Annotated in this window: 6 protein-coding genes; 2 read left to right on the forward strand and 4 right to left on the reverse strand. The window is 74.8% G+C overall.

Features of this window, described 5'->3' with window-relative positions; genetic code table 11:
• Positions 1-699 (reverse strand): FecCD family ABC transporter permease (locus tag ACFYT9_RS39385; protein ID WP_389171976.1); only part of this gene is annotated, 699 nt, incomplete at its 3' end.
• Positions 696-1,763 (reverse strand): FecCD family ABC transporter permease, encoded by a 1,068-nt coding sequence (locus ACFYT9_RS39390; protein WP_389171979.1) that lies wholly within the window; start codon positions 1,761-1,763, stop codon positions 696-698. The genes ACFYT9_RS39390 and ACFYT9_RS39385, both read right to left, overlap by 4 nt.
• A 256-nt stretch (positions 1,764-2,019) precedes the next feature.
• On the opposite strand from ACFYT9_RS39390, the gene ACFYT9_RS39395 reads away from it, so the two are divergent.
• Together ACFYT9_RS39395 and ACFYT9_RS39400 are read left to right on the forward strand one after the other, a co-directional pair.
• A complete protein-coding gene (locus ACFYT9_RS39395) occupies positions 2,020-3,714 on the forward strand; it encodes an ABC transporter ATP-binding protein (protein WP_389171981.1) in 1,695 nt (564 codons plus the stop codon).
• 74 nt (positions 3,715-3,788) lie between these two features.
• Positions 3,789-5,669, forward strand: coding sequence for an ABC transporter ATP-binding protein (locus tag ACFYT9_RS39400; RefSeq protein WP_389171984.1), 1,881 nt, complete (start codon positions 3,789-3,791; stop codon positions 5,667-5,669).
• A gap of 150 nt (positions 5,670-5,819) precedes the next feature.
• Here ACFYT9_RS39400 and ACFYT9_RS39405 read toward each other — a convergent pair whose 3' ends face one another.
• Positions 5,820-5,978 (reverse strand): MbtH family protein, encoded by a 159-nt coding sequence (locus ACFYT9_RS39405; RefSeq protein ID WP_389171987.1) that lies wholly within the window; start codon positions 5,976-5,978, stop codon positions 5,820-5,822.
• Entirely contained in the window at positions 5,975-20,347 is a 14,373-nt protein-coding gene (locus ACFYT9_RS39410; protein ID WP_389171990.1) for an amino acid adenylation domain-containing protein, read from the reverse strand. The genes ACFYT9_RS39405 and ACFYT9_RS39410 overlap by 4 nt, the downstream gene beginning before the upstream one ends.
• Positions 20,348-20,578: the final 231 nt, after the last annotated feature.

The following is a 20,578-nucleotide window of genomic DNA, read 5'->3' on the forward strand; positions in this document are numbered from 1 at the left end:
CGCGCAGGCCAGGAGGATGGCGTTGGCGTGGATCCAGCCGCGGTTGCCGAGGCTGCCGATCAGCCACGCCTGGGCTTCGAGGGCTTCCTGGAAGGTGGCGCGGGTGATCAGGTAGGAGTTGACGGCCAGGAGCAGGGCGCTGACGCCGATGCCGGTGACGATCAGGCGGAAGCCGTGCAGGCCGCGGCCGAGCATGAGGAGGTGGACGGCGGCGGCGGTGGCGAGACCGCCGATCAGGGCGCCGGTGGCGATCTGGGTCATGCTGCCGTGCATCAGGATGATGACGACGAGCGCGCCGACCGCGGAACCGTTGGTGAAACCGATGATGTCCGGACTGCCCAGCGCGTTCCCGGTCAGGCTCGTCAGCAGCGCGCCGCTGACCGCGAGCGCCGCACCCACCGCGAGCGCCGTCAGAACACGCGGCAGACGCAGCGTGTTCACGATGAAGTCCGCACCACCCGAATCCCGCCCCATCAACGCCCGGACGACCTCGGAGACCGACAACTCGTAGTCGCCGGTCGCGAGACTGACCAGCATCACCGCGACCAGGGCAGTCAGCAGCCCGGCCGTCACCACGAGCGCCCGGCCCTGGACACGTACCGACACTCCGCCGGTCCGCAGGACGGTCCCCGTGATCACGCGAGGGCGGTGCAACCGCCGCCCCTCCGGCTTCTCGATCTGCTCGTGGGTGGTGTTCACAGCATGACCAGCTTTCGGCGACGGCACAGCGCCAGGAACACCGGCGCTCCCAGGAACGCGGTCACGATCCCGACCTGAACCTCACCCGGCGCGCCCATGATCCGCCCCAGCACATCCGCCCCGATCAGCAACACGGGAGCCAGGAGCATCGAGTACGCCAGCACCCACCGCTGGTCCGGACCCACGACGAAACGCGCGATGTGCGGAACCACCAGACCGACGAACCCGACCGGCCCCGCAGCAGCGGTCGCGGCACCGCACAACAGCATCACCCCCACCGCCCCCAGGATCCTCGTCCGGTTCACGTTCACGCCCAGCGCCCGCCCCATCTGGTCACCCAGCGCCAGCGCGTTCAGCGAGGGCCCGAGCAGCAGCGCGATCACCAGCCCCGCCGCCACGAACGGCAGGATCACCCACACGACATCGAAGTAGCGTCCGGCGAGCGAACCCACCGTCCAGAACCGGAACTGGTCGAACGCCCGCGGGTTCAGCAGCAGCACCGCCGAGTTGAACGCGTACAGCACCGCCGTCACCGCCGCTCCCGCGACGACCAGACGATCGGGCGTCGCCAGCTGACGGCCCGCGGACCCCAGCAGGTACACCACCACCGACGCGACAGCCGCACCCAGGAACGCGAACCACACATACCCGAGCACCGAGCCCACGCCCAGGAATGCGATCGCCACGACCACCCCGGCCGACGACCCCAGACTGATCCCCAAAAGCCCCGGCTCCGCCAGCGGATTCCGGGTCAACGCCTGCATCAGCGCCCCCGACAACCCCAGCGCCACCCCGACCAGCAGCCCGAGCAGCGTCCTCGGAATCCGGTAGTCATGGATGATCACCGACGTCTCCGACCCGTCGGGATTCCACAAGGCGCTCCAAGTGGCGGAGAACGGAATGCCCCGCGTCCCCGTCCACACACTCAACAACCCCACCAGAACAAGTGCGGCGAGCACGGCCAGGAGTCCGGCGCCCCGCAGGGCCGTGGACGTGCCACGCGGCTTGGGGAGGGCGAGGGGGGCGGTTTCCGCGTCGGACACCGCCCGGGTTTCGACCGGCAACGAGAATTCCCCCTGACGGCGGTGCGCGTGTACCGCGATCGTTCATGCGCTGTAGGGATGAGGTGGCGACTCGACGCCCATGAGGCTTGTAACTTAGGCGAGGCTAACCGAACGTGGTGAGTGGGTCAACGCGCTTGCGTGCAGGGCGAGATGGCCCGGCAGGGCTCTCACCCGCAGGAACGTCCGACCGTCTCACGAGTGTTCGATATGCAGGATAGCCTTACCTAACTTCTCACGACTCCGGATGGAGGGTCACATGCCCGTTGGAGGACCGACCGGAGGACTCGTCCTCCGCGGGGCGATCAGAGGCCAACGCCGAAGGGTCGTCACGGCGTCCGCGCTCGGCATGACCCACCAGGCGTGCGAGGCACTGGTCCCCGTGGTCATCGGCGCCGCCATCGACTCGGCGTTCGCCACCGGCTCCACCGAGGCGCTGCTGCGCTGGCTCCTGCTCCTCGGCGTCCTCTTCCTCGTGCTGTCCACCTGCTACCGGACCAGCGCCAGGATCGCCGAAGGCGCCGGCGAGCACGCCGCCCACCGCCTCCGCCTCGAACTCGGCGCCCGCGTCCTCGACCCGCGCGGCGGAGCCGACGCGAACCGGCTGCCGGGCGCGCTCACCAGCATCGCCACCAACGACGCCCGCCGCGTCGGCTCGGTCGCCACCGTGCTCCCGTACGGCTGCGCGGCGATCGCCGCCCTCGTGGTCAGCGCCGTCGCCCTGCTGAGGATCTCCGTCCCGCTCGGCCTCCTCGTCCTGCTCGGCATCCCGCCCCTGCTCTGGCTCGGCCACCGCATCAGCCGCCCCCTCGAACAACGCAGCGAGACCGAGCAGGAGAGCGCCGCGCACGCCTCCGGCGTCGCCGCCGACCTCGTCTCCGGGCTCCGCGTCCTCAAGGGCATGGGCGCCGAGTCCGCGGCCGTGGCCCGCTACCGCACCACCAGCCAGGACTCGCTCGCCGCCGCCCTGCGGGCCGCCCGCAGCCGCGCCGGGCACGAGGGCGCGCTCCTCGCCCTGACCGGCGTCTTCATCGCCGTCATCGGCATCGTCGGCGCCTATCTGGCGATGGACGGGAGCATCAGCGTCGGCGATCTCGTCGCCGCCGTCGGACTCGCGCAGTTCCTCCTCGCGCCCTTCCAGCTCCTCGCCTACGCGAACGCCGAGTTCGCCCAGGCCCGGGCCTCCGCCCGCCGCATCGCCGAGGTCCTCGCCTCTCCCGCCGCCGTCCCCGGCGGCGAGCGGGCCCCCGCCGGTGCGACGGCCGGGCACGTCCGGCTGCGGAACGTCCACCTGGGCGACCTGCGAGGGATCGACCTCGACCTCCCGGCCGGCAGCCTCACCGGGATCGTGACCCGCGACCCGGCCGCCGCCCAGGACCTCCTCCTCGCCCTCGCCCGCGAGACGGACCCCGCCGACGGGCACGTCGAACTCGACGGCGTCCCGCTCACCGAACTCGACCCGGACCTGCTGCGCCGCTCCGTGCTCGTCTCCCCCCATGACGCCGACCTGTTCGAGAGCAGCCTCCTCGACAACGTACGGGCGGGGGCCGCCGGGCCCGAGGCGGTCGACTCCGCGCTCGCCGCCTCCACGGCGGACGAGGTGACCCGGCTGCTGCCGGACGGCGCGGACACGGTGCTCGCCGAGCGCGGCCGGTCCCTCTCCGGCGGGCAGCGTCAGCGCGTCGCCCTCGCCCGGGCGCTCGCCGCCGACCGCCCGGTCCTCGTACTCCACGATCCGACCACGGCCGTGGACACGGTCACCGAGTCCCGGATCGCCGCCCGCCTGCGGGACAGCCGCCGGGGGCTCACCACCGTCCTGATCACGACCAGTCCGGCGCTCCTCGCGGTGACGGACCGGGTGGTCGTCCTCGACGGGGGGACCGTGACGGCCGACGGCTCGCACGCCGAGCTCGTCACCGCGAACGAGACCTACCGCACGGCGGTGCTCGCATGACCGCCGTGCACGAAGACCGCGCGAGCGGCACGGAGACCACCCGCCCGACCGGCGACACACGGACGGAGACCGACATGAGCGGAACCAGCACGGACCACCCGGGCCGCGCGCTCCTCCCGACCGCCGGTGGCGCGGAGTGCCTCGCGGCGCTGCGCGTGATCCTGCGCGGCCACCGGTTCCTGGCCGTCGCCGCCGCCCTCGTGCTCGTCGCCGGCACCGGGATCGGCCTGCTGACCGCCCCGCTGCTCGGGCACATCGTGGACCTCGTGGTGGACCGCGAGGGGCCGCGCGCGCTGACGGTGCCGCTGGTCCTCCTCGTCGTCGTGGCCCTGGCGCGGGGCGCCGCGGCCGTGGTCGGCGGGGTGATGGTCGCCCGGCTCGGCGAGACGGTGCTCGCGACCGTACGCGAGCGGTTCATCGAGCGGGCGCTGCGGCTGCCCCTCGAACGGGTCGAGGCGGCCGGCTCCGGGGACCTCGTCTCCCGGGTCACCAGCGACGTCTCCATGATCGCCAAGTCGGTGCGCCAGGCCCTCCCCGAGTTCACCCGCTCCGCCCTGACGATCGTCCTCACCCTGGTCGGCCTCGCCGTCCTCGACTGGCGGTTCCTGCTCGCCGCACTCCTCGCCGTACCCGTCCAGATCCTGTCCGTCCGCTGGTACCTGCGCCGCGCCGCCCCCGTCTACGCCCGCCACCGCGTCGCCACCGGCGCCCTCCAGCACCAGCTCCTCGACAGCATCGGCGGCGTCCGCACCGTACGCGCCTTCCGCCTCAACGAGCCGCACGCGGCGCTCCTGGAGGAACGGTCGGGGGCCGCGCGGGACGTGGCGCTGCGCGGGCTGCACATCGTCACCGGGTTCTTCTCCCGACTGAACCTCGCCGAGTTCATCGGCCTCGCCGCCATGCTCGGCACCGGCTTCCTCCTCGTCCAGAACGGCGCCGTCAGCATCGGCACCGCCACCGCCGCCGCCCTCTACTTCCACAGCCTCTTCAACCCCGTCAACGCCGCCCTCTACCTCATCGACGACGCCCAGTCCGCCGGCGCCAGCTTCGCCCGCCTCATCGGCGTCGCCAACCTCCCCGCCGAAGCGGCGCCCGAAGGCGGGAACACGCCCGTCGACGGCGCCGTCAAGGTGACGGGCCTCGGCCACTCCTACACCGACGGACGCCCGGTCCTCGCGGACATCGAGCTCGACGTCCGCAGCGGGGAACGGGTCGCGCTGGTCGGCGCGAGCGGTGCGGGCAAGACCACCCTGGCCAAGGTCATCGCCGGCATCCACACCCCGAGCAGCGGATCCATCTCCCTGGGCGGGGTCGACACGCGTGAACTGGGCCCGGAAGGCGTGCGGCGGGCGGTGACACTGATCAGCCAGGAGGTGCACGTCTTCGCCGGACGGCTCACCGCCGACCTCCGCCTCGCCAGGCCGGACGCCACCGACGAGGAGCTGCGGACCGCCCTCACCACCGTCGGCGCCCTCGACTGGGCGCAGGCCCTGCCCGAAGGACTGGAGACCGTCGTCGGTGAGGGCGGGCACCGGCTGACGGTCGCGCAGGCCCAGCACGTGGCGCTGGCGCGGCTGGTGCTCGCGGATCCGCCGATCGCGATCCTGGACGAGGCGACCGCCGACGCGGGCAGCGCAGGCGCCCGCGTCCTGGAGGAAGCCGCCGAACGCGCCCTCGAAGGCCGCACCGGCGTCGTCGTCGCCCACCGCCTCCCCCAGGCCGCCGCAGCCGACCGCGTCGTCGTCCTCGACCACGGCCGGATCGTCGAGACCGGCACCCACACCGAACTCGTCGCCGCCGGCGGCCGGTACGCCGAACTGTGGACCGCCTGGTCCGACAGCCGCCAGGGCGCGGACGTCCCCTCGCGGAGCGGGAAGCGAGCCACCGGTGACGTGCCCGCGCCCGGTCACGGGGACCGGTCGGAAGCCGGGTCCGCGCTCGGCGGCGGGCGGTAGAGCCACCGGCGGGCCGATCGCGCCCGCCCCCGACGCACGGCCGCGGCCCGCGGAGGTCTCCCTCCGCGGGCCGCGGCCGTCGGTGCCCGTGCCGGGCGGTCAGTCCTGGCCGGCGGCCAGGCTCGCGGGGCGCAGGTCGGTCCAGTGCTCCTACACGTACCCGAGGCAGGTCTCGCGGGTGTCAGGTCCCGCGACGGTGCGCCAGCCGGCCGGGACGTCGGCGAAGGAAGGCCAGACCGAGTGCTGGTTCTCGTCGTTGACCAGGACCAGGAAGGTGCCCTGCGGATCCTCGAACGGGTTGGTGGTCATGCGTGGTCACTCCTCGGGGACGGTGCGGTGAACAGCGCGGACAGCGGCTGTTCCGGACGGGCTGCCGCGGTGCGCAGCAGCCGCTGGAGTTCTTCGGCGAGTCGCCGGGCCTCGGCGGTGCCGAGCAGGTCGGTGGCGTGGATCAGGGCGCAGTGCACGGGGCCCTCGCCGCGCGGTTCGTGGAAGCCGAGGGTGAGTTCGGCGCGGGACCAGCCGGTCGGCACCACGTCCAGCGTGCCCACGCCGCCCTCCAGCGGTTCCAGGTCGGCCTGTTCGTGGTGGACGACCATGACCTGCGGCCCCTCCACGGGCAGGCCCGCGGCGCGGGCGACCTCGTCGTAGGGGACCTCCTGCCGGTCCAGGGCGCTGAGCGTGGTCTCCCGCACCCGGGTCAGCAGCTCGGTGAAGGTCGGGTCCCCGGCGGTGTCGGTGCGCAGCACGACCGTGTTGAGGAAGCTGCCGACGAGGTCGGCGAGCTGGTCGTCGGCGCGGCCGGCGACCATCGTGCCGATGGGCAGGTCGGTGCCCGCGCCGTGTGCGGTGAGCAGGGCGGCGAGGGCCGAGTGGAGCACCATGAACATGCTGGTGCCGGTGGCCCGGGCCAGCTCGTCCACGGCGGCGTGCAGCTCCGCGTCGAGGACGAATCCGACGTGCTCCGCGGGCCGGAGCGCCGGATCATCGGCGGCGGCCGGGCGGGCGCCTCCGGCGGGGAGGGTCAGCCGGGTCGGGACGTCCCTGAGCGTCTCCCGCCAGTGGGCGAGCTGGCGCGCGCCGCGGCTGTCGGGGTCCGCGGGGTCGCCCAGGATCTCGTGGGCCCAGCGGGTGTAGTCGGCGTACGAGACGGGCAGCGGCGCCCAGGCCGGGGCGAGGCCCCGGGTGCGTGCCGTGTAGGCCGTGGTGAGGTCGCGCAGGAGCGGGACGACGGACCACTCGTCGACGGCGAGGTAGTGCAGGGCGAGCAGCAGGGCCTGGGCGCCGTCGGGGCCGGTCAGCAGGCGGGCCCGCAGGGGGGCCTCCCGCGTCAGGTCGGGCGCCTCGGCGGCCAGCTCGCGCAGGCGGGCCTCCGGGTCGGCGCAGTCCTCGGTGGTGAGGGCCGGTGCCGGGACGGGGCGCTGGCGGACGGTGCCGTCGCGCTCCTCGAAGGCGGTGCGCAGCGGTGCGTGGCGGCCGGTGACGTCGTCGAGGGCCGCGGCGAGCGCCGCTCCGTCGAAGCCGTCCGGGGCGCGCAGGACCAAAGCGTGGTCGAAGCCGGGCCGGCTCCGGTACGCCTCCCACCGGGGGCGCTGGCCGGGGGCGAGCGGCAGCGGCTCGTCGCCGTGCGCGGCGGGGCGCAGCGGCGGGCGGGCGGCCGCCGCGCCGTCGAGCTTGGCCGCGAGGCGGGCGACGGTCAGCGCGTCGAAGACGTCCCGGATGCCGAGCTCGACGCCGAACTCGGTGCGGACGCGGCCGAGGAGCCGCATCGCGGCCATGGAGTGGCCGCCGAGCGCGAAGAAGTCGTCGTGCACGCCGACGGAGTCGAGCCGGAGGATCTCGCGGAAGAGTCCGGCGAGGCGGGCCTGGGACTCGGTGGCGGGGCGGACGTCGCCGGTCATGGCCGACCAGTCGGGCGCGGGCAGGGCCTTGCGGTCGAGCTTGCCGTTGGGGGTGAGCGGCAGCGGGCCGTCGAGCGGCACCACGAGCGCGGGGACCATGTACTCGGGCAGCAGGGCGGCGACGTGGGCGCGCAGCTCCTGCGGGTCCGGGGCCTCCGGCTCCAGGACCGCGTAGCCGATCAGGCGGACGATGTCGCCGTCGCGGTCCGGCAGGACGGCGGCCTGGGCGACCGCGGGGTGTCCGGCGAGGGCGGCCTCGATCTCGCCGAGTTCGATGCGGAAGCCGCGGACCTTGACCTGGGTGTCGACCCGGCCGAGGAAGTCGAGGTTGCCGTCGCGGCGCCAGCGGGCCCGGTCGCCGGTGCGGTACATGCGGCTGCCGGGTGTTCCGTACGGGTCGGCGACGAACCGCTCGGAGGTCAGGCCCGGCTTGCCGAGGTAGCCGCGGGCGAGGCCGCGTCCGGCGACGTACAGCTCGCCCACCACGCCGGGGGGCACGGGTCGCAGGTTCCCGTCGAGGACGTAGGCGCGGGTGTTGGGGTCGGGGCGGCCGATCGGGACCCGTCCCGCGGGGGTGCCGCCGTGCTCGCGGGCGGGCCACAGCGTGGAGTTGACGGTCGCCTCGGTGAGGCCGTAGGCGCAGATCAGGTCGGCGGTGGCGCCGAACCGCTCGAAGAGGTCCGGCGGGACGGTCTCGGTGCCGACGAGGACGGTGGCGCCCTCGGGGAGGGCGCAGCCGGGCGGCAGGGCCGAGACGAGCGACGGCGGCAGGATCATGTGGGTGATCCGGTGGTCCGCGAGGAAGTCGGTGAGCGCGGGTCCCGCGACCCGTGCCTCGTCGGTGATCAGGACGAGCCGGCCGCCGTGGCAGAGCGCCATCGCCAGCTCGAACGCGAAGACGTCGAAGCCGATGGAGGCGAACTGGAGCACGCGGCTGTCGGGGCGCAGGCCCATCCGGTCGACGGCGGTGGCGACCAGGCTGGAGATGCCCTCGTGGGGCACGACCACGCCCTTGGGGCGGCCGGTGGAGCCGGAGGTGTAGATCACGTAGGCGGCCTGGTCGAGGGCGACCCGGCCGTTCTCCAGGGGCCGGTCGGGGAGCGCGTCGAGCTCGGCGGCGGTGTCAGGTGCGTCGAGGAGGACGAGCGGGACGCCCGGTGCCTCGGGGATCTTCCCGGCGACGGGTTCGGTGGCGACCACGAGGGCGGCCCGTGAGTCCTCGATCATGTAGGCGAGGCGGTCGGCGGGGTGGGCGAGGTCGAGGGGCAGGAAGGCGGCGCCCAGCTTCAGGGCGGCCAGCACGGTGGCGACCATGTCCACGGACCGGGGCACCGCCACGCCGACGACGCTCTCCGCGCCGACGCCGCGGGCGGCGAGCAGCCGGGCGAGGCGGTCGGAGCGGGCGTCGAGCTGCGCGTAGGTGACGGAGCGGGCGCGGTCGACGACGGCGACGGCGTCGGGCCGTTCGGCGAGGCGGCGGGCGAACAGGCCGGGGAACGACTCCTCGTCGACCTCGCGCGGTGTGCCGTTGAAGCCCTCCAGGACGAGCCGGCGTTCGGCGTCGGTGAGGATGTCCGCCGTCGACAGGGGCTGTTCGGGCGCCGCGGCGACGGTGGCGACGAGTCGGCGGAGCCGGGCTCCGAGCTCCTCGGCGGTCTCCTGGTCGAAGAGCTCGGTGGCGTACTCCAGGCGGCAGGTCAGGGAGCCGGTGGCGCCGTCGGCGGGGGTGTGCTCGGTGAAGCTGAACACCAGGTCGAACTTGGCCGAGCCGGTCCGGAAGGGCACGTACTCCACGGCGAGGCCGGGCAGGGTGAGTTCCTCGCCGGTGCGGGCGTGGTAGCCGACCATCACCTGGAAGAGCGGGTTGCGGGCGAGGGAGCGGGTGGGGTTGAGCGCCTCGACGACGGACTCGAAGGGCACGTCCGCGTGGGAGAAGGCGGCGAGGTCGGTGGCGCGGACCCGGGCCAGCAGTTCGGTGAAGCCGGGGTCGCCGCTCAGGTCGGTGCGCAGCACCAGGGTGTTGACGAAGAAGCCGACGAGGTCGTCGAGGGCCGCGTCGGTCCGCCCGGCGATGGGCGAGCCGAGCGGGATGTCGGTGCCGGCGCCCATGCGGTGCAGCAGGGCGGCGACGGCGGCGTGCACCACCATGAACATGCTGGCGCCGGTCTCCCGGGCGAGGCGCCGCAGGGCTTCATGGGTCTCGGCGTCGAAGGCGAGGTCCAGCTGGGCGCCGGTGAACGCCGGGCGGGCAGGCCGGGGCCGGTCCGTGGGCAGCTCCAGCTCCTCGGGGGCGCCGGCCAGCGTCGTCCGCCAGTGCTCCAGCTGCCGGGCGGCGAGGCTGTCGTCGGCCTCCGGGTCGCCGAGGAGGCGCTGCTGCCAGAGCGCGTAGTCGGCGTACTGCACGGGCAGCGGCTCCCACGCGGGGGCGAGTCCCCGGGTGCGCGCCCCGTAGGCGGCGGCGAGGTCGCGCAGGAAGGGGCGGTCCGACCACTCGTCGGTGGTGATGTGGTGCAGCAGCAGGACGAGGACGTAGTCCTCGGGCGCGAGCTCCACGACGGTGGCCCGCAGCGGGAGTTCGGCGGCGAGGTCGAAGGGGCGGCCGACTGCGGCGGCGACGAGGCCGGGCAGCTCCTCCTCCGTGGCGCGGACCGTGTCGATCACGGGCCGTGCCTGGTCGGCGGGGAGCACCCGCTGCACGGCGCGGCCGTCGGGGGTGGTGTGGAAGAGGGTGCGCAGCGGTTCGTGGCGGGCCGTCACGTCGGTGAGGGCGGCCTGCCAGGCGTCGCGGTCGAGGGCGCCGCGGGCCCGCATGACCAGCGGGAAGTTGTAGGCGGCGGAGGTGCACTCGATCTGCTGGATCATCCAGAGGCGCTGCTGGGCGTGGGACAGCGGCAGCTCGTCGGGGCGCTCGCCGGCCGTGAGGGCGGGGCGGACCACCGCGTCGGTGCGGTCGGCGCGCTCGACGAGTTCGGCGACGGTGGGCGCCTCGAACAGGTCGCGGATGGCGAGTTCGGCGTCGAGGGCGGTCCTGGCGCGGCTGACGAGCCGGGTGGCGAGGAGGGAGTGGCCGCCGAGCTCGAAGAAGTCGCTGTCGATGCCGACGCTTCCCTCGGGCAGGCCCAGGATCTCGGCGAAGAGGCCGCAGAGCGTCTCCTCGCGCGGGGTGCGCGGCGGGCGGCTGACGGCGGTGCCGGCGAAGTCGGGCGCGGGCAGGGCCCGGACGTCGAGCTTGCCGTTGACGGTGAGGGGCAGGGTGGCGACCGTGACGAGGGCGGACGGGACCATGTAGTCCGGCAGGGCGGCCTTGAGGTGGTCGCGGAGCCGCTGGAGCAGGTCCTCGCCGGACTCGGCTCCGGGGCCGGTGCCGGACTCGGCTCCGGGGCCGGTGCCGGACTCGGCTCCGGGGCCGGTGCCGGACACGGCTCCGGAAACGCTTCCGGACACGGCTCCGGTTCCGGATTCGGGGACGACGTAGCCCGCGAGGCGCTTGACGCCGGTGGACTCGTCGACGACGACGGCGGCGTGCGCGACCGCCGGGTGGGCGGAGAGGGCGCCCGCGATCTCGCCGAGTTCGACGCGGTAGCCGCGGATCTTGACCTGGTCGTCGGTGCGGCCGAGGAAGTCGAGCAGCCCGTCGGGGCGCTGCCGGACGAGGTCGCCGGTGCGGTACATGCGCTCGCCGGGCTCGCCGAAGGGGTCGGCGACGAACCGCTCGGCGGTCAGGCCGGGCCGGTCGTGGTAGCCGCGGGCGAGGCCGGTTCCGGCGATGTACAGCTCGCCGGGGGTGCCCGGCGGGACGGGCCGGAGCATGGCGTCGAGCACGTGGCCGCGGGTGTTGCGGATCGGCACGCCGACGGTGGAGGTGGCGCTGTCCGCCGTCGAGCCGCCGAGCGTGTTGATGGTGTACTCGGTCGGCCCGTACAGGTTGTAGCCGTAGGTGCCCTCGGTGCGGCGCAGCCGGTCCCAGACGGTGTCGGGGACGGCCTCGCCGCCGAGCAGGACCAGGGCGGGCCGGTGGGTGCCCTTCGTCTCGTCCTGGTCGAGCAGGCCCTCCTCGATGAGGAGCTGGGCGTAGGTGGGGGTCACGTTGACGACGTCGACGCGGTGGGCGTCGCAGTAGGCGACCAGGGCCTCGGCGTCCCTGCGGAGGTCTTCGTCGCAGACGTGCACCTCGTGGCCCTCGACGAGCCAGAGCAGCTCCTCCCAGGACATGTCGAAGGCGAAGGAGACGGTGTGCGCGATGCGCAGGCGCCGGCCGCCGGCCGAGGCGATCGCCGGGTCGAAGATCTCCTTCTGGTGGTTGAGCTGCATGTTCGTCAGGCCCCGGTAGGGGGTGACGACGCCCTTGGGGCGGCCGGTGGAGCCCGAGGTGTAGATGACGTACGCGGGGTGCTCCAGGCGTCCTTCGACGTCGTGCGCGAAGGCGGGCCGTTCGGCGTCGGTGACCTCGTCGCCGGGCAGGGCGGCCAGCTCGACGGCCACGGCCTCGTCGTCCAGGAGGAGTTCGGGCGCGGCGGGGCCTTCGGGGCCCCGCAGGGTCGGGGCGACGGCCGCGGTGGAGACGAGGCAGAGGGGCCGGGTGTCCTCGACCATCATCCGCAGCCGGTCGGCCGGGTGGTCCAGGTCGAGCGGCAGGTAGGCGGCGCCGGTGCGCAGGACCGCGAAGAGGGCCGCGACCATGTCCAGGGAACGGGGCAGCGCGAGCGCCACGGCCTTCTCCGGTCCCGCGCCGCGGGCGAGCAGCAGCCGGGCGATCCGGTTGACGCGCGCGTCCAGTTCGGCGTAGGTGAGGGCGCGCTCACCGAAGACCAGGGCGACCGCGTCCGGGGTACGGGCGACCTGGGCGGTCAGCATGTCGGCGACGGTCTCGTTCGGCACGTCCCCGCGGCTGCCGGAGTGTCCGGCGGCCAGGGCGGCGTGCTCCGCGGGGAGCAGCAGGTCCACCCCGACGGTCCGGGCCTTGGCGGCGTCGGGGGCGTCGAGCAGGGCGGCGAGGCGCTCCAGGACGGTCGTGAACCGGCTCAGGACGCCGGCGGACGCCTCCGCGTCGAAGAGGTCGGGCCGTGCGGCGAGGGTGACCCGCAGCCGGGTCTCGGGGGTGACGATCAGGGTCAGCGGGAAGTGGGTGCCGTCCACGTTCGACACCCCGGTGATGCCGTGGCGGCGCCGCAGCTCGGCGGCCCGGTCCTCGCCGTCGGCGGAGCGGAGCACGAAGAGGGTGTCGAAGAGGCGGCGGTGGCCGGTCTCCTGCTGGAGCGTGCCGAGGCCCACGTACTCGTACGGCATGACGGCGGCGCGCTCGGTCTGGGTGCGGCGCAGCAGGTCGAGCAGGGGCTCGTCGGGGGCGAAGGCGATCCGGGCGGGGACGGTGTTGAGGAACATGCCGATGATGCCGGCGGCGTTCGGCACGTCGGCGGGCCGTCCGGCGACCGCGGTGCCGAAGGCGACGTCGCCGCGGCCGGTCATCGCGGAGAGGACGAGACCCCAGGCGGTGGTGAGCAGGGTGTTGAGGGTGAGGCCGTGGCGGCGGGCGAGGGCGCGGAGCCGGTCGCCGGTCTCCCGGGACAGGACGGCGTGGTGGTCGGCCGGGATGACCGGTCCGGCGTCGCGGCCGGTGGGGGCGACGAGCGTCGGCTCGTCGAAGCCGGCGAGGGAGTCGCGCCAGGCGGCCAGGGCACGGGTGGTGTCCTGGCGGTCGAGCCAGGCCAGGTAGTCGCGGTACGAGCCCGGTGCGGGCAGCCCGGCGGTGTCGCCGGCCCGTTCGTACAGGGTGAACAGCTCCTCCAGGAACAGCCAGGCGGACCAGCCGTCCCAGAGGATGAGGTGGTGGGTGACGACGAGCCGGTCGCGGCCGTCGCCCTGGCGGATCAGCTGGAGGCGGCAGAGCGGCGGCGCGGACAGGTCGAAGCGCTGCCGGCGGTCCGCGGCGAGGAGCTCGGCGACCCGGCCGGCGCGCGCCTCGGGGGCCAGTGCGGTCAGGTCGGTCACGGTGAGCGGGATCTCGGCGCCGTCGGCGATGAACTGCACGGGGCGGGGCAGGCCGTCGCTGGTGAAGCCGGCGCGCAGGCTGGTGTTGCGGGCCAGCAGGGCGCGGCAGGCGGCGCGCAGCCGGTCGGCGTCCAGCTCGTGGTCGAAGTCGAGGGTCTCCTGGGAGAGGTAGACGTCGAGGGCGTCGCCGGAGTCGTAGGTGGCGTGGAAGTACATGCCCTCCTGGAGCGGGGAGAGCGGCCACACGTCGGCGACGGGGAGTCCGGCGGTGGCCTCGACGCGGGCGGTCTCCTCCGGGGTCAGCGCGAGGCCGCCGAGCGGGGCGGGGGCCGGGGGCTCGGCCGGGGAGGCCGCGGTCAGCCGGTCGAGGAGCGCCTTGAGGGCCGGGTCGACCGCGGCGCCGGACAGGGTCTGGGCCGCGAGCATCGCCTGGAGGGCGGCGGCGGCCTGCCCGGCGTCGGCGGCGGAGACGGTCACGTCGGTGGCCGGTGCCTCGGGGGCCGGTTCCGCGGTGGGCTCGGCCGGCACGTGCGCGGCCGTCGCGGCGAGCGCGGCGGGCGTGCGGTGCTCGAAGACATCGCGCGGGCTGATGGTCAGTCCCCTTTCACGGGCCCGGGTGGCGACGGCGACGGAGGTGAGGCTGTCGCCGCCGAGCATGAAGAAGTCGTCGTCGGCGCCGATGGAGTCGATGCCGAGGACCTCGGTGAAGATCCGGCAGAGCGCGCTCTCCCGCTCGTCGCGGGGTGCGCGGCCGCCGGCCCTGGGTGCGAGCTCGGGCGACGGCAGGGCGTTCTGGTCGAGCTTTCCGCTGGGTGTCAGCGGCAGCTCGTCCAGGACCGTGACGGCGCCGGGCACGAGGGCGGCGGGCAGCGCATCGGCGAGGGCGGCGAGCAGCGCCGGTCCGTCCGGGGCGGCGCCGGGGGCCGGGACGGCGTAGCCGAAGAGGGTGTCGTCACGGACGATGACGGCGGCGCGGGCGACGCCCGGCAGGCCGGCCAGCGCGGCCTCGATCTCGCCGAGTTCGACGCGGTTGCCGCGGATCTTGACCTGGCGGTCGGTGCGGCCGAGGTATTCGACGGCACCGTCGGCGCGGCGCCGCACCAGGTCGCCGGTGCGGTACATGCGGGCGCCGGGCGCGCCAGACGGGTCGGCGACGAACCGCTCGGCGGTCAGGGCGGCCCGGCCGTGGTAGCCGCGGGCCAGCTGGACGCCGGCGAGGTACAGCTCGCCGGGGACGCCGTCGGGCACCGGGCGCAGGAAGGGGTCGAGGACGTGCAGCCGGGTGTTCCAGACGGGGCGTCCGATGGGCACGGCGAGCTCGGTGCCGCCCTCGTACGGGAAGGACGTGACGTCCACGGCGGCCTCGGTGGGGCCGTAGAGGTTGTGCAGCGGTACGGGCCCGCGGGCGGAGCCGGACGTGAGGTCCCGCCAGTGTCCGGCCTGGGCGCCGGTGAGCGCCTCGCCGCTGCAGAAGACCCGCCGCAGGCTCGCGGCCCAGTCGGGCCGGGGAGCGGCGCTCTCCATGACCTGGGTGAAGACGGCCAGCATGGAGGGGACGAAGTGGAGCGTCGTGATCCGCCGCTCGTGGATCAGCTCGGCGAGGTAGGCGGGGTCGCGGTGGCCGTCGGGGCGGGCGAGGACGACGGTGGCGCCGGCGGTCAGGGCCCAGAAGAACTCCCAGACGGACACGTCGAAGCTGGACGGGGTCTTCTGGAGCACCCGGTCGTCGGCGGTGAGCCCGTAGGCGTCCTGCATCCAGGCGAGCCGGTTGACGATGGCCCGGTGGGTGACGGCGACGCCCTTGGGGCGGCCGGTGGAGCCGGAGGTGTAGATGAGGTACGCGGGGTGGTCGGGTCCGGCGACCGGTCCGGACGCGCCGGAGGCGGACCGGCCGGACTGGGCGCCACCGGACCGGGTGCCGTCGCCGGCGGGGTCCGTCAGGTCGAGGACGAGGGGGTCGGGTCCGTCCGCGCGGGGCAGCCGGGCGGCCGCGTCGGCGGTGGTCACGACGGTGCGCGCGCCGGAGTCGGCGAGCATGAGGGCGACGCGGTCGGCCGGGTAGTCCAGGTCGACGGGCAGATAGGCGGCGCCCGCCTTGAGGACGCCGAGGAGGGCGACCATCAGTTCGGCGGAGCGCGGCACGGCGACGGCGACGTACGTCTCCGGTCCCGCGCCGCGGGCGCGCAGCCGGGCGGCCAGCGCCTCCGCGTGCCGGTCGAGTTCGGCGTAGGTGAGGGTGGTGTCGTCGAGGACGACGGCCGGGTGGTCGGGGGTGCGGGCGGTCTGCGCGGCGATCAGGGAGACGAGGGTGGCGTCGGGGACGGCGTGCGCGGTGGCGTTCGACGCGGCGAGGTGGCCGCGCTCGCGGTCGGAGAGCACGTCCGTCCGGGCGACCGTGCGTCCGGGTTCGGTCACCAGGGTGCGCAGCAGGGCGGTGAAGCGGGTGGCGAGGACGGCCACGGCGAGCCCGTCGAGACGGGCGGCGTCGTGCTTGAACCGCAGGAGCAGCCCGTCGCCCGGTTCCACGACGAGGGCGAGCGGATAGTGCACGGCGTCGAGGACCTCGGTGCCGGTGACGCGCAGCGCTCCCGGTTCCGGTCCGGACGCGGGGTCGCCGGCCGGGAAGTTCTCGACGACCACGAGCGTGTCGAAGAGTTCTCCGCCGCCTGCGAGGCGCTGGATGTCGGCGAGGCCGAGGTGGTGGTGGTCGAGGAGGGCGGCGTGTTCGTCCTGCACCCGGGCCAGGAGGGTGCCCAGCGGCTCGTCGGGGCGCAGGGTCACGCGGACCGGGACGGTGTTGATGAAGAGGCCGACGGCCGCGTCGACGCCGGGGACCTCGGTGGTCCGTCCGGAGACGGTGGTGCCGAAGACGACGTCCCGGCGGCCGGTGAGGGCGCCGAGGAGCAGGGCCCAGGCGCCGTTCAGGACGGTGCCGAGGGTGACTCCGTGGGCGCGGGCGAAGGCGTCGAGTTCGGCGGTGAAGCCCTCGGGCAGCCGGGTGTCGACGTGTTCGGGCCTGGCGGGGGTCCGCTCGGTGTCCGTGGCGCCCGCGGGTGCGGCGAGGCGGGTGGGCTCGTCCAGGCCGGCCAGGGCGCCGCGCCAGGCGTCGCGGGCGGAGTCGCGGTCACGGGCGGCGAGCCACGCGAGGTAGGGGCGGGGGTCGACGGGCTCGGGGAGCGCGCCGCCCGCATAGGCGGTGGCCAGTTCGCGCAGGAGGAGGGCGACCGACCAGCCGTCGGCGACGATGTGGTGCAGCGTGAGCAGGAGGCGGTGGTGCCTGCCGTCGCGGATCAGGGTCGCCCGCAGCAGCGGGGGTCGGGCCAGGTCGAAGGGTTCGGCCCGGTCGGCGGCGAGCAGTGCGGCGAGGGGGGTGGCGGTGGTGTCGGCCTGGCTCCATGGCAGCGTGACGTGGTCGGCGAGCCGCTGGACGACCTCGCCGCCGGGCAGCTGGCGGTAGGAGGCGCGGAGCAGGGGGTGCCGGTCGAGCGTCAGCTGGAGGGCCTCGCGCAGTCGGTCGGGGTCGACGGCTCCTTCGAGGTCGAGGAGTTCCTGCACGACGTAGAGGTCGGCGGCCCGCTCGTCGAAGGCGGCGTGGAAGTAGAAGCCCTCCTGGAGCGGGGAGACGGGCAGGGCCGTCTCGTCCAGCTCGACGGGGGCGGGGGTCGGGGCGGTCTCGCCGGCGACGCGGGCGAGCGCGGCGACCGTGCGGTGCCGGAAGACCGCGCGGGGGGTGAGGGCGAGGCCCGCCTCGCGGGCGCGGTTCACGAGCTGGATGGCGACGATGCTGTCGCCGCCGAGCTCGAAGAAGCTGTCGTGGACACCGACCGAGGGCAGGCCGAGGACCTCGGCGAACAGGTCGGCGAGCACGGTCTCGACCGGTCCCTCCGGTCCGTCCGTGCCGCTGACGGCGGTCCACCGGGGTTCGGGCAGGGCGCGCCGGTCGAGCTTGCCGTTGGGGGTGAGCGGCAGCGGTCCGTCCAGGACGACGACCGCGGACGGCGTCATGGAGTCGGGCAGGGTGTCGGCGATCCGGGCGCGGGCGGCGGAGACGGCGGTCTCGGTGTCCGTCCCCTCGTCGCCGACCAGATAGGCGACGAGGCGCTTGACGCCCCGGTGGTCCTCGCGGGCGAGGACGGCGGCCTGGGCGATGCCGGGGCAGGCCATGAAGGCGCTCTCGACCTCGCCGGGTTCGATCCGGTGGCCGCGGATCTTGATCTGGCCGTCGGCCCGGCCGAGGAACTCCAGGTTGCCGTCGGCTCCCCAGCGCACGCGGTCGCCGGTGCGGTACATGCGGCTGCCGGGGGTGCCGTACGGGTCGGCGACGAATCGTTCCGCCGTGAGTCCGTGCCGGCCGAGGTAGCCGCGGGCGAGGCCGCGCCCGGCGACGTACAGCTCGCCCTCGGTGCCGACGGGGACGGGCCGCAGGGCGGTGTCGAGGACGTAGGCGCGGGTGTTGGGGTCGGGGCGGCCGATCGGGGCGGCGCCGGGCCGGTCGGGTTCGGCGGGCCAGAGGGTGGAGTTGACGCTGGCCTCGGTGAGTCCGTACGCGACGACCACCCGGACCCGGCCGGACCAGCGGGCGATCAGCTCGCCGGGGACGGCCTCGGTGCCCACGATCAGGACGGCGCCGTCGGGCAGTTCGCACTCCGGGGGCAGCGCGGAGACCAGCGAGGGCGGCAGGATCATGTGGGTGGCCCGGTGCCGGGCGATGTACTCGGTGAGGGCGGGCCCGGCGACGCGGCGTTCGGCGGGGACGACGATGATCCGGCCGCCGACGCACAGCGACATGATGAGGTCCCAGACGGTCACGTCGAAGCCGACGGAGGCGAACTGGACGACGCGGCTGGCGGGGGTGATGCCGATGCGGTGGGTGGCGGTGGCGATGAGGCTGCCGACGCCGTCGTGCGGGACGACGACGCCCTTGGGGCGGCCGGTGGAGCCGGAGGTGTAGATGACGTACGCCGCCTGGTCCAGGGCGACCGGCACATCGGGGCGGGTGTCGTCGAGGCGCGCGAGGGCGTCGGCGGTGGCGGGGGCGTCCAGCAGCAGGCGGGTGACGTCCGGCAGTTCGGGGAGTTCGGCGGCGAGCTCCCGCGCGGTGACGACGGTACGGGCCCCGGCGTCGTCCAGCATGTAGGCGATGCGGTCCCGGGGGTGGTCGGCGTCCAGCGGCAGGTAGGCGGCGCCGGCCTTCATCACGGCGAGCAGGGCGACGACGAGTTCCGGGGAGCGCGGCAGGGCGACGGCGACGACGTCCTCGGCCCGGGTGCCGAGGTCCACGAGGTGGCGGGCGAGCCGGTTCGCGGCGGCGTCGAGTTCGGTGTACGTCAGCTCCCGCTCCTCGCACACGAGGGCGACGGCGTCCGGTGAGCGGCGCACCTGCGCCTCGAACGCGGCGGGCCAGGACAGCTCGGCGGTCTCGACCGGTGCCGCGCCGAACTCGTCGAGCAGAAGCGCCCGTTCGTCCTCCGCCACCAGGTCCAGCCGGCCGACCGGGCGGTCCGGGTCCTCGGTGAAGGCGTGCAGCAGGGCGAGGAAGCGGCGCTCGTGCGCGCGCAGGGTCTCCTCGTCGCAGACGGCGGCGTCGGCGTCCAGGTGGACGGAGGTCCCGCTCCCGCCCGGGATCTCGCCGAAGCTGAAGGCGAGGTCGCTGACCGCGCCGAGCCATTCCGGCCTGAGCCGGGCCGTGAGGTCGGCGAAGCGCAGGTCCTCGGAGCGGGGCAGGAGGTTGACGGTGGGGCCGACGAGTTCGGCGACGCCGTCGACGAGTCCGAGGTCCTTCGCCAGGTCCTCGGCGCGGTAGCGGCCGTGCGCGACGGTCTCGGCGACGGCGTCGCGGACGTGGGCCACGAGCGCGGACGCGGTGGTGGCGGGCCGGACGGTCAGGCGCAGCGGGACGATGTTGGAGACCATGCCGGGGACGGTGGCCGCGATCTCGTCCTGGCGTGCGGCGACGGGCAGGCCGAGGACGAGGTCCTGCTCCCCGGTCGTCCGGTGCAGATAGGCGGCGACGGCCGCGAGCAGGACGCGGGTGGCGCGGGTGCCCGCGTGGCCGGCGGCCCGGTGGAGCCGTGCGGTCTGCTCGGCGGACAGCTCCACGGTGCGCCGCAGCCGCCGGGTGGTGAGCGAAGGTGCCCGCTCGACCAGGCGGGCCGGCTCGGCGCGGCCGGCCATGCGCTCCCGCCACCAGGCGCGCTCGGCCGCGTACCGTTCGGAGGCCCGGTGGGCGCGGTCGGCGTCCACCAGCCGGGTCAGGGACCAGTCGGGGTCGGCGGGGGCCTTCTCCCCCAGGGTGTAGAGCTCGCCCGCGCGCCGGGAGATGATGGCGACGCCCATGCCGTCCACGAGGATGTGGTGGTAGCGCTGGTGCCACCAGACGCGGTCGTCGGCGAGCCGGAGCAGGGCTTGGGCGAAGAGCGGTCCCCCGGCCTCCAGGTCGACGGGCCGGTCGCGGTCGGCGGTGATCCACGCGGTGGCGGCCTCCTCCGGGTCGGCGGCTCCGCGGAGGTCGACGACCGGCACGTCGAAGGCGACGGGGACGGGCGTCTGGCGGGGTGTGCCGTCCTCGCCGGCGGCGACGCGCACATGGAGGCAGCCGGCTGCGGCGACGGTCCGCCGCACGGCCGTACCGAGGCGGTCCAGGTCGATGTCGCCGCGCAGGTCCAGGGCGAAGACGATGTTGTAGGCGGAGGTTCCCGGCTCGATCTGCTGGGCCAGCCAGATGCCGGTCTGCCCGCCCGTCAGGGGCGTTCCGGTGGCGGGCGTCGGGTCCGACTCGACGTCAAACATCGTGCGTGGTGGCCTTTCCCTGGGGTGCTGCGGCGAGGGGCGGGACGGAGGACAGGCCGCGGGGGAGGCCGCCCCGCCCCGGCACCAGGTGCCGGACGGTGACTCCCTCCCCCGCCCCGCCTCGGCGGTGGACGTGTTACTTGATCGCGGTGAGCAGCGGTTCGATCTCGTCGATGGCGTAGGGGATGGACAGGACGGTGTTGAAGGAGAACGCGGCGCCGATGTCGGGGT

Origin of the sequence: Streptomyces sp. NPDC004435 (assembly GCF_042873895.1) — a bacterium.
Classification (GTDB): domain Bacteria; phylum Actinomycetota; class Actinomycetes; order Streptomycetales; family Streptomycetaceae; genus Streptomyces.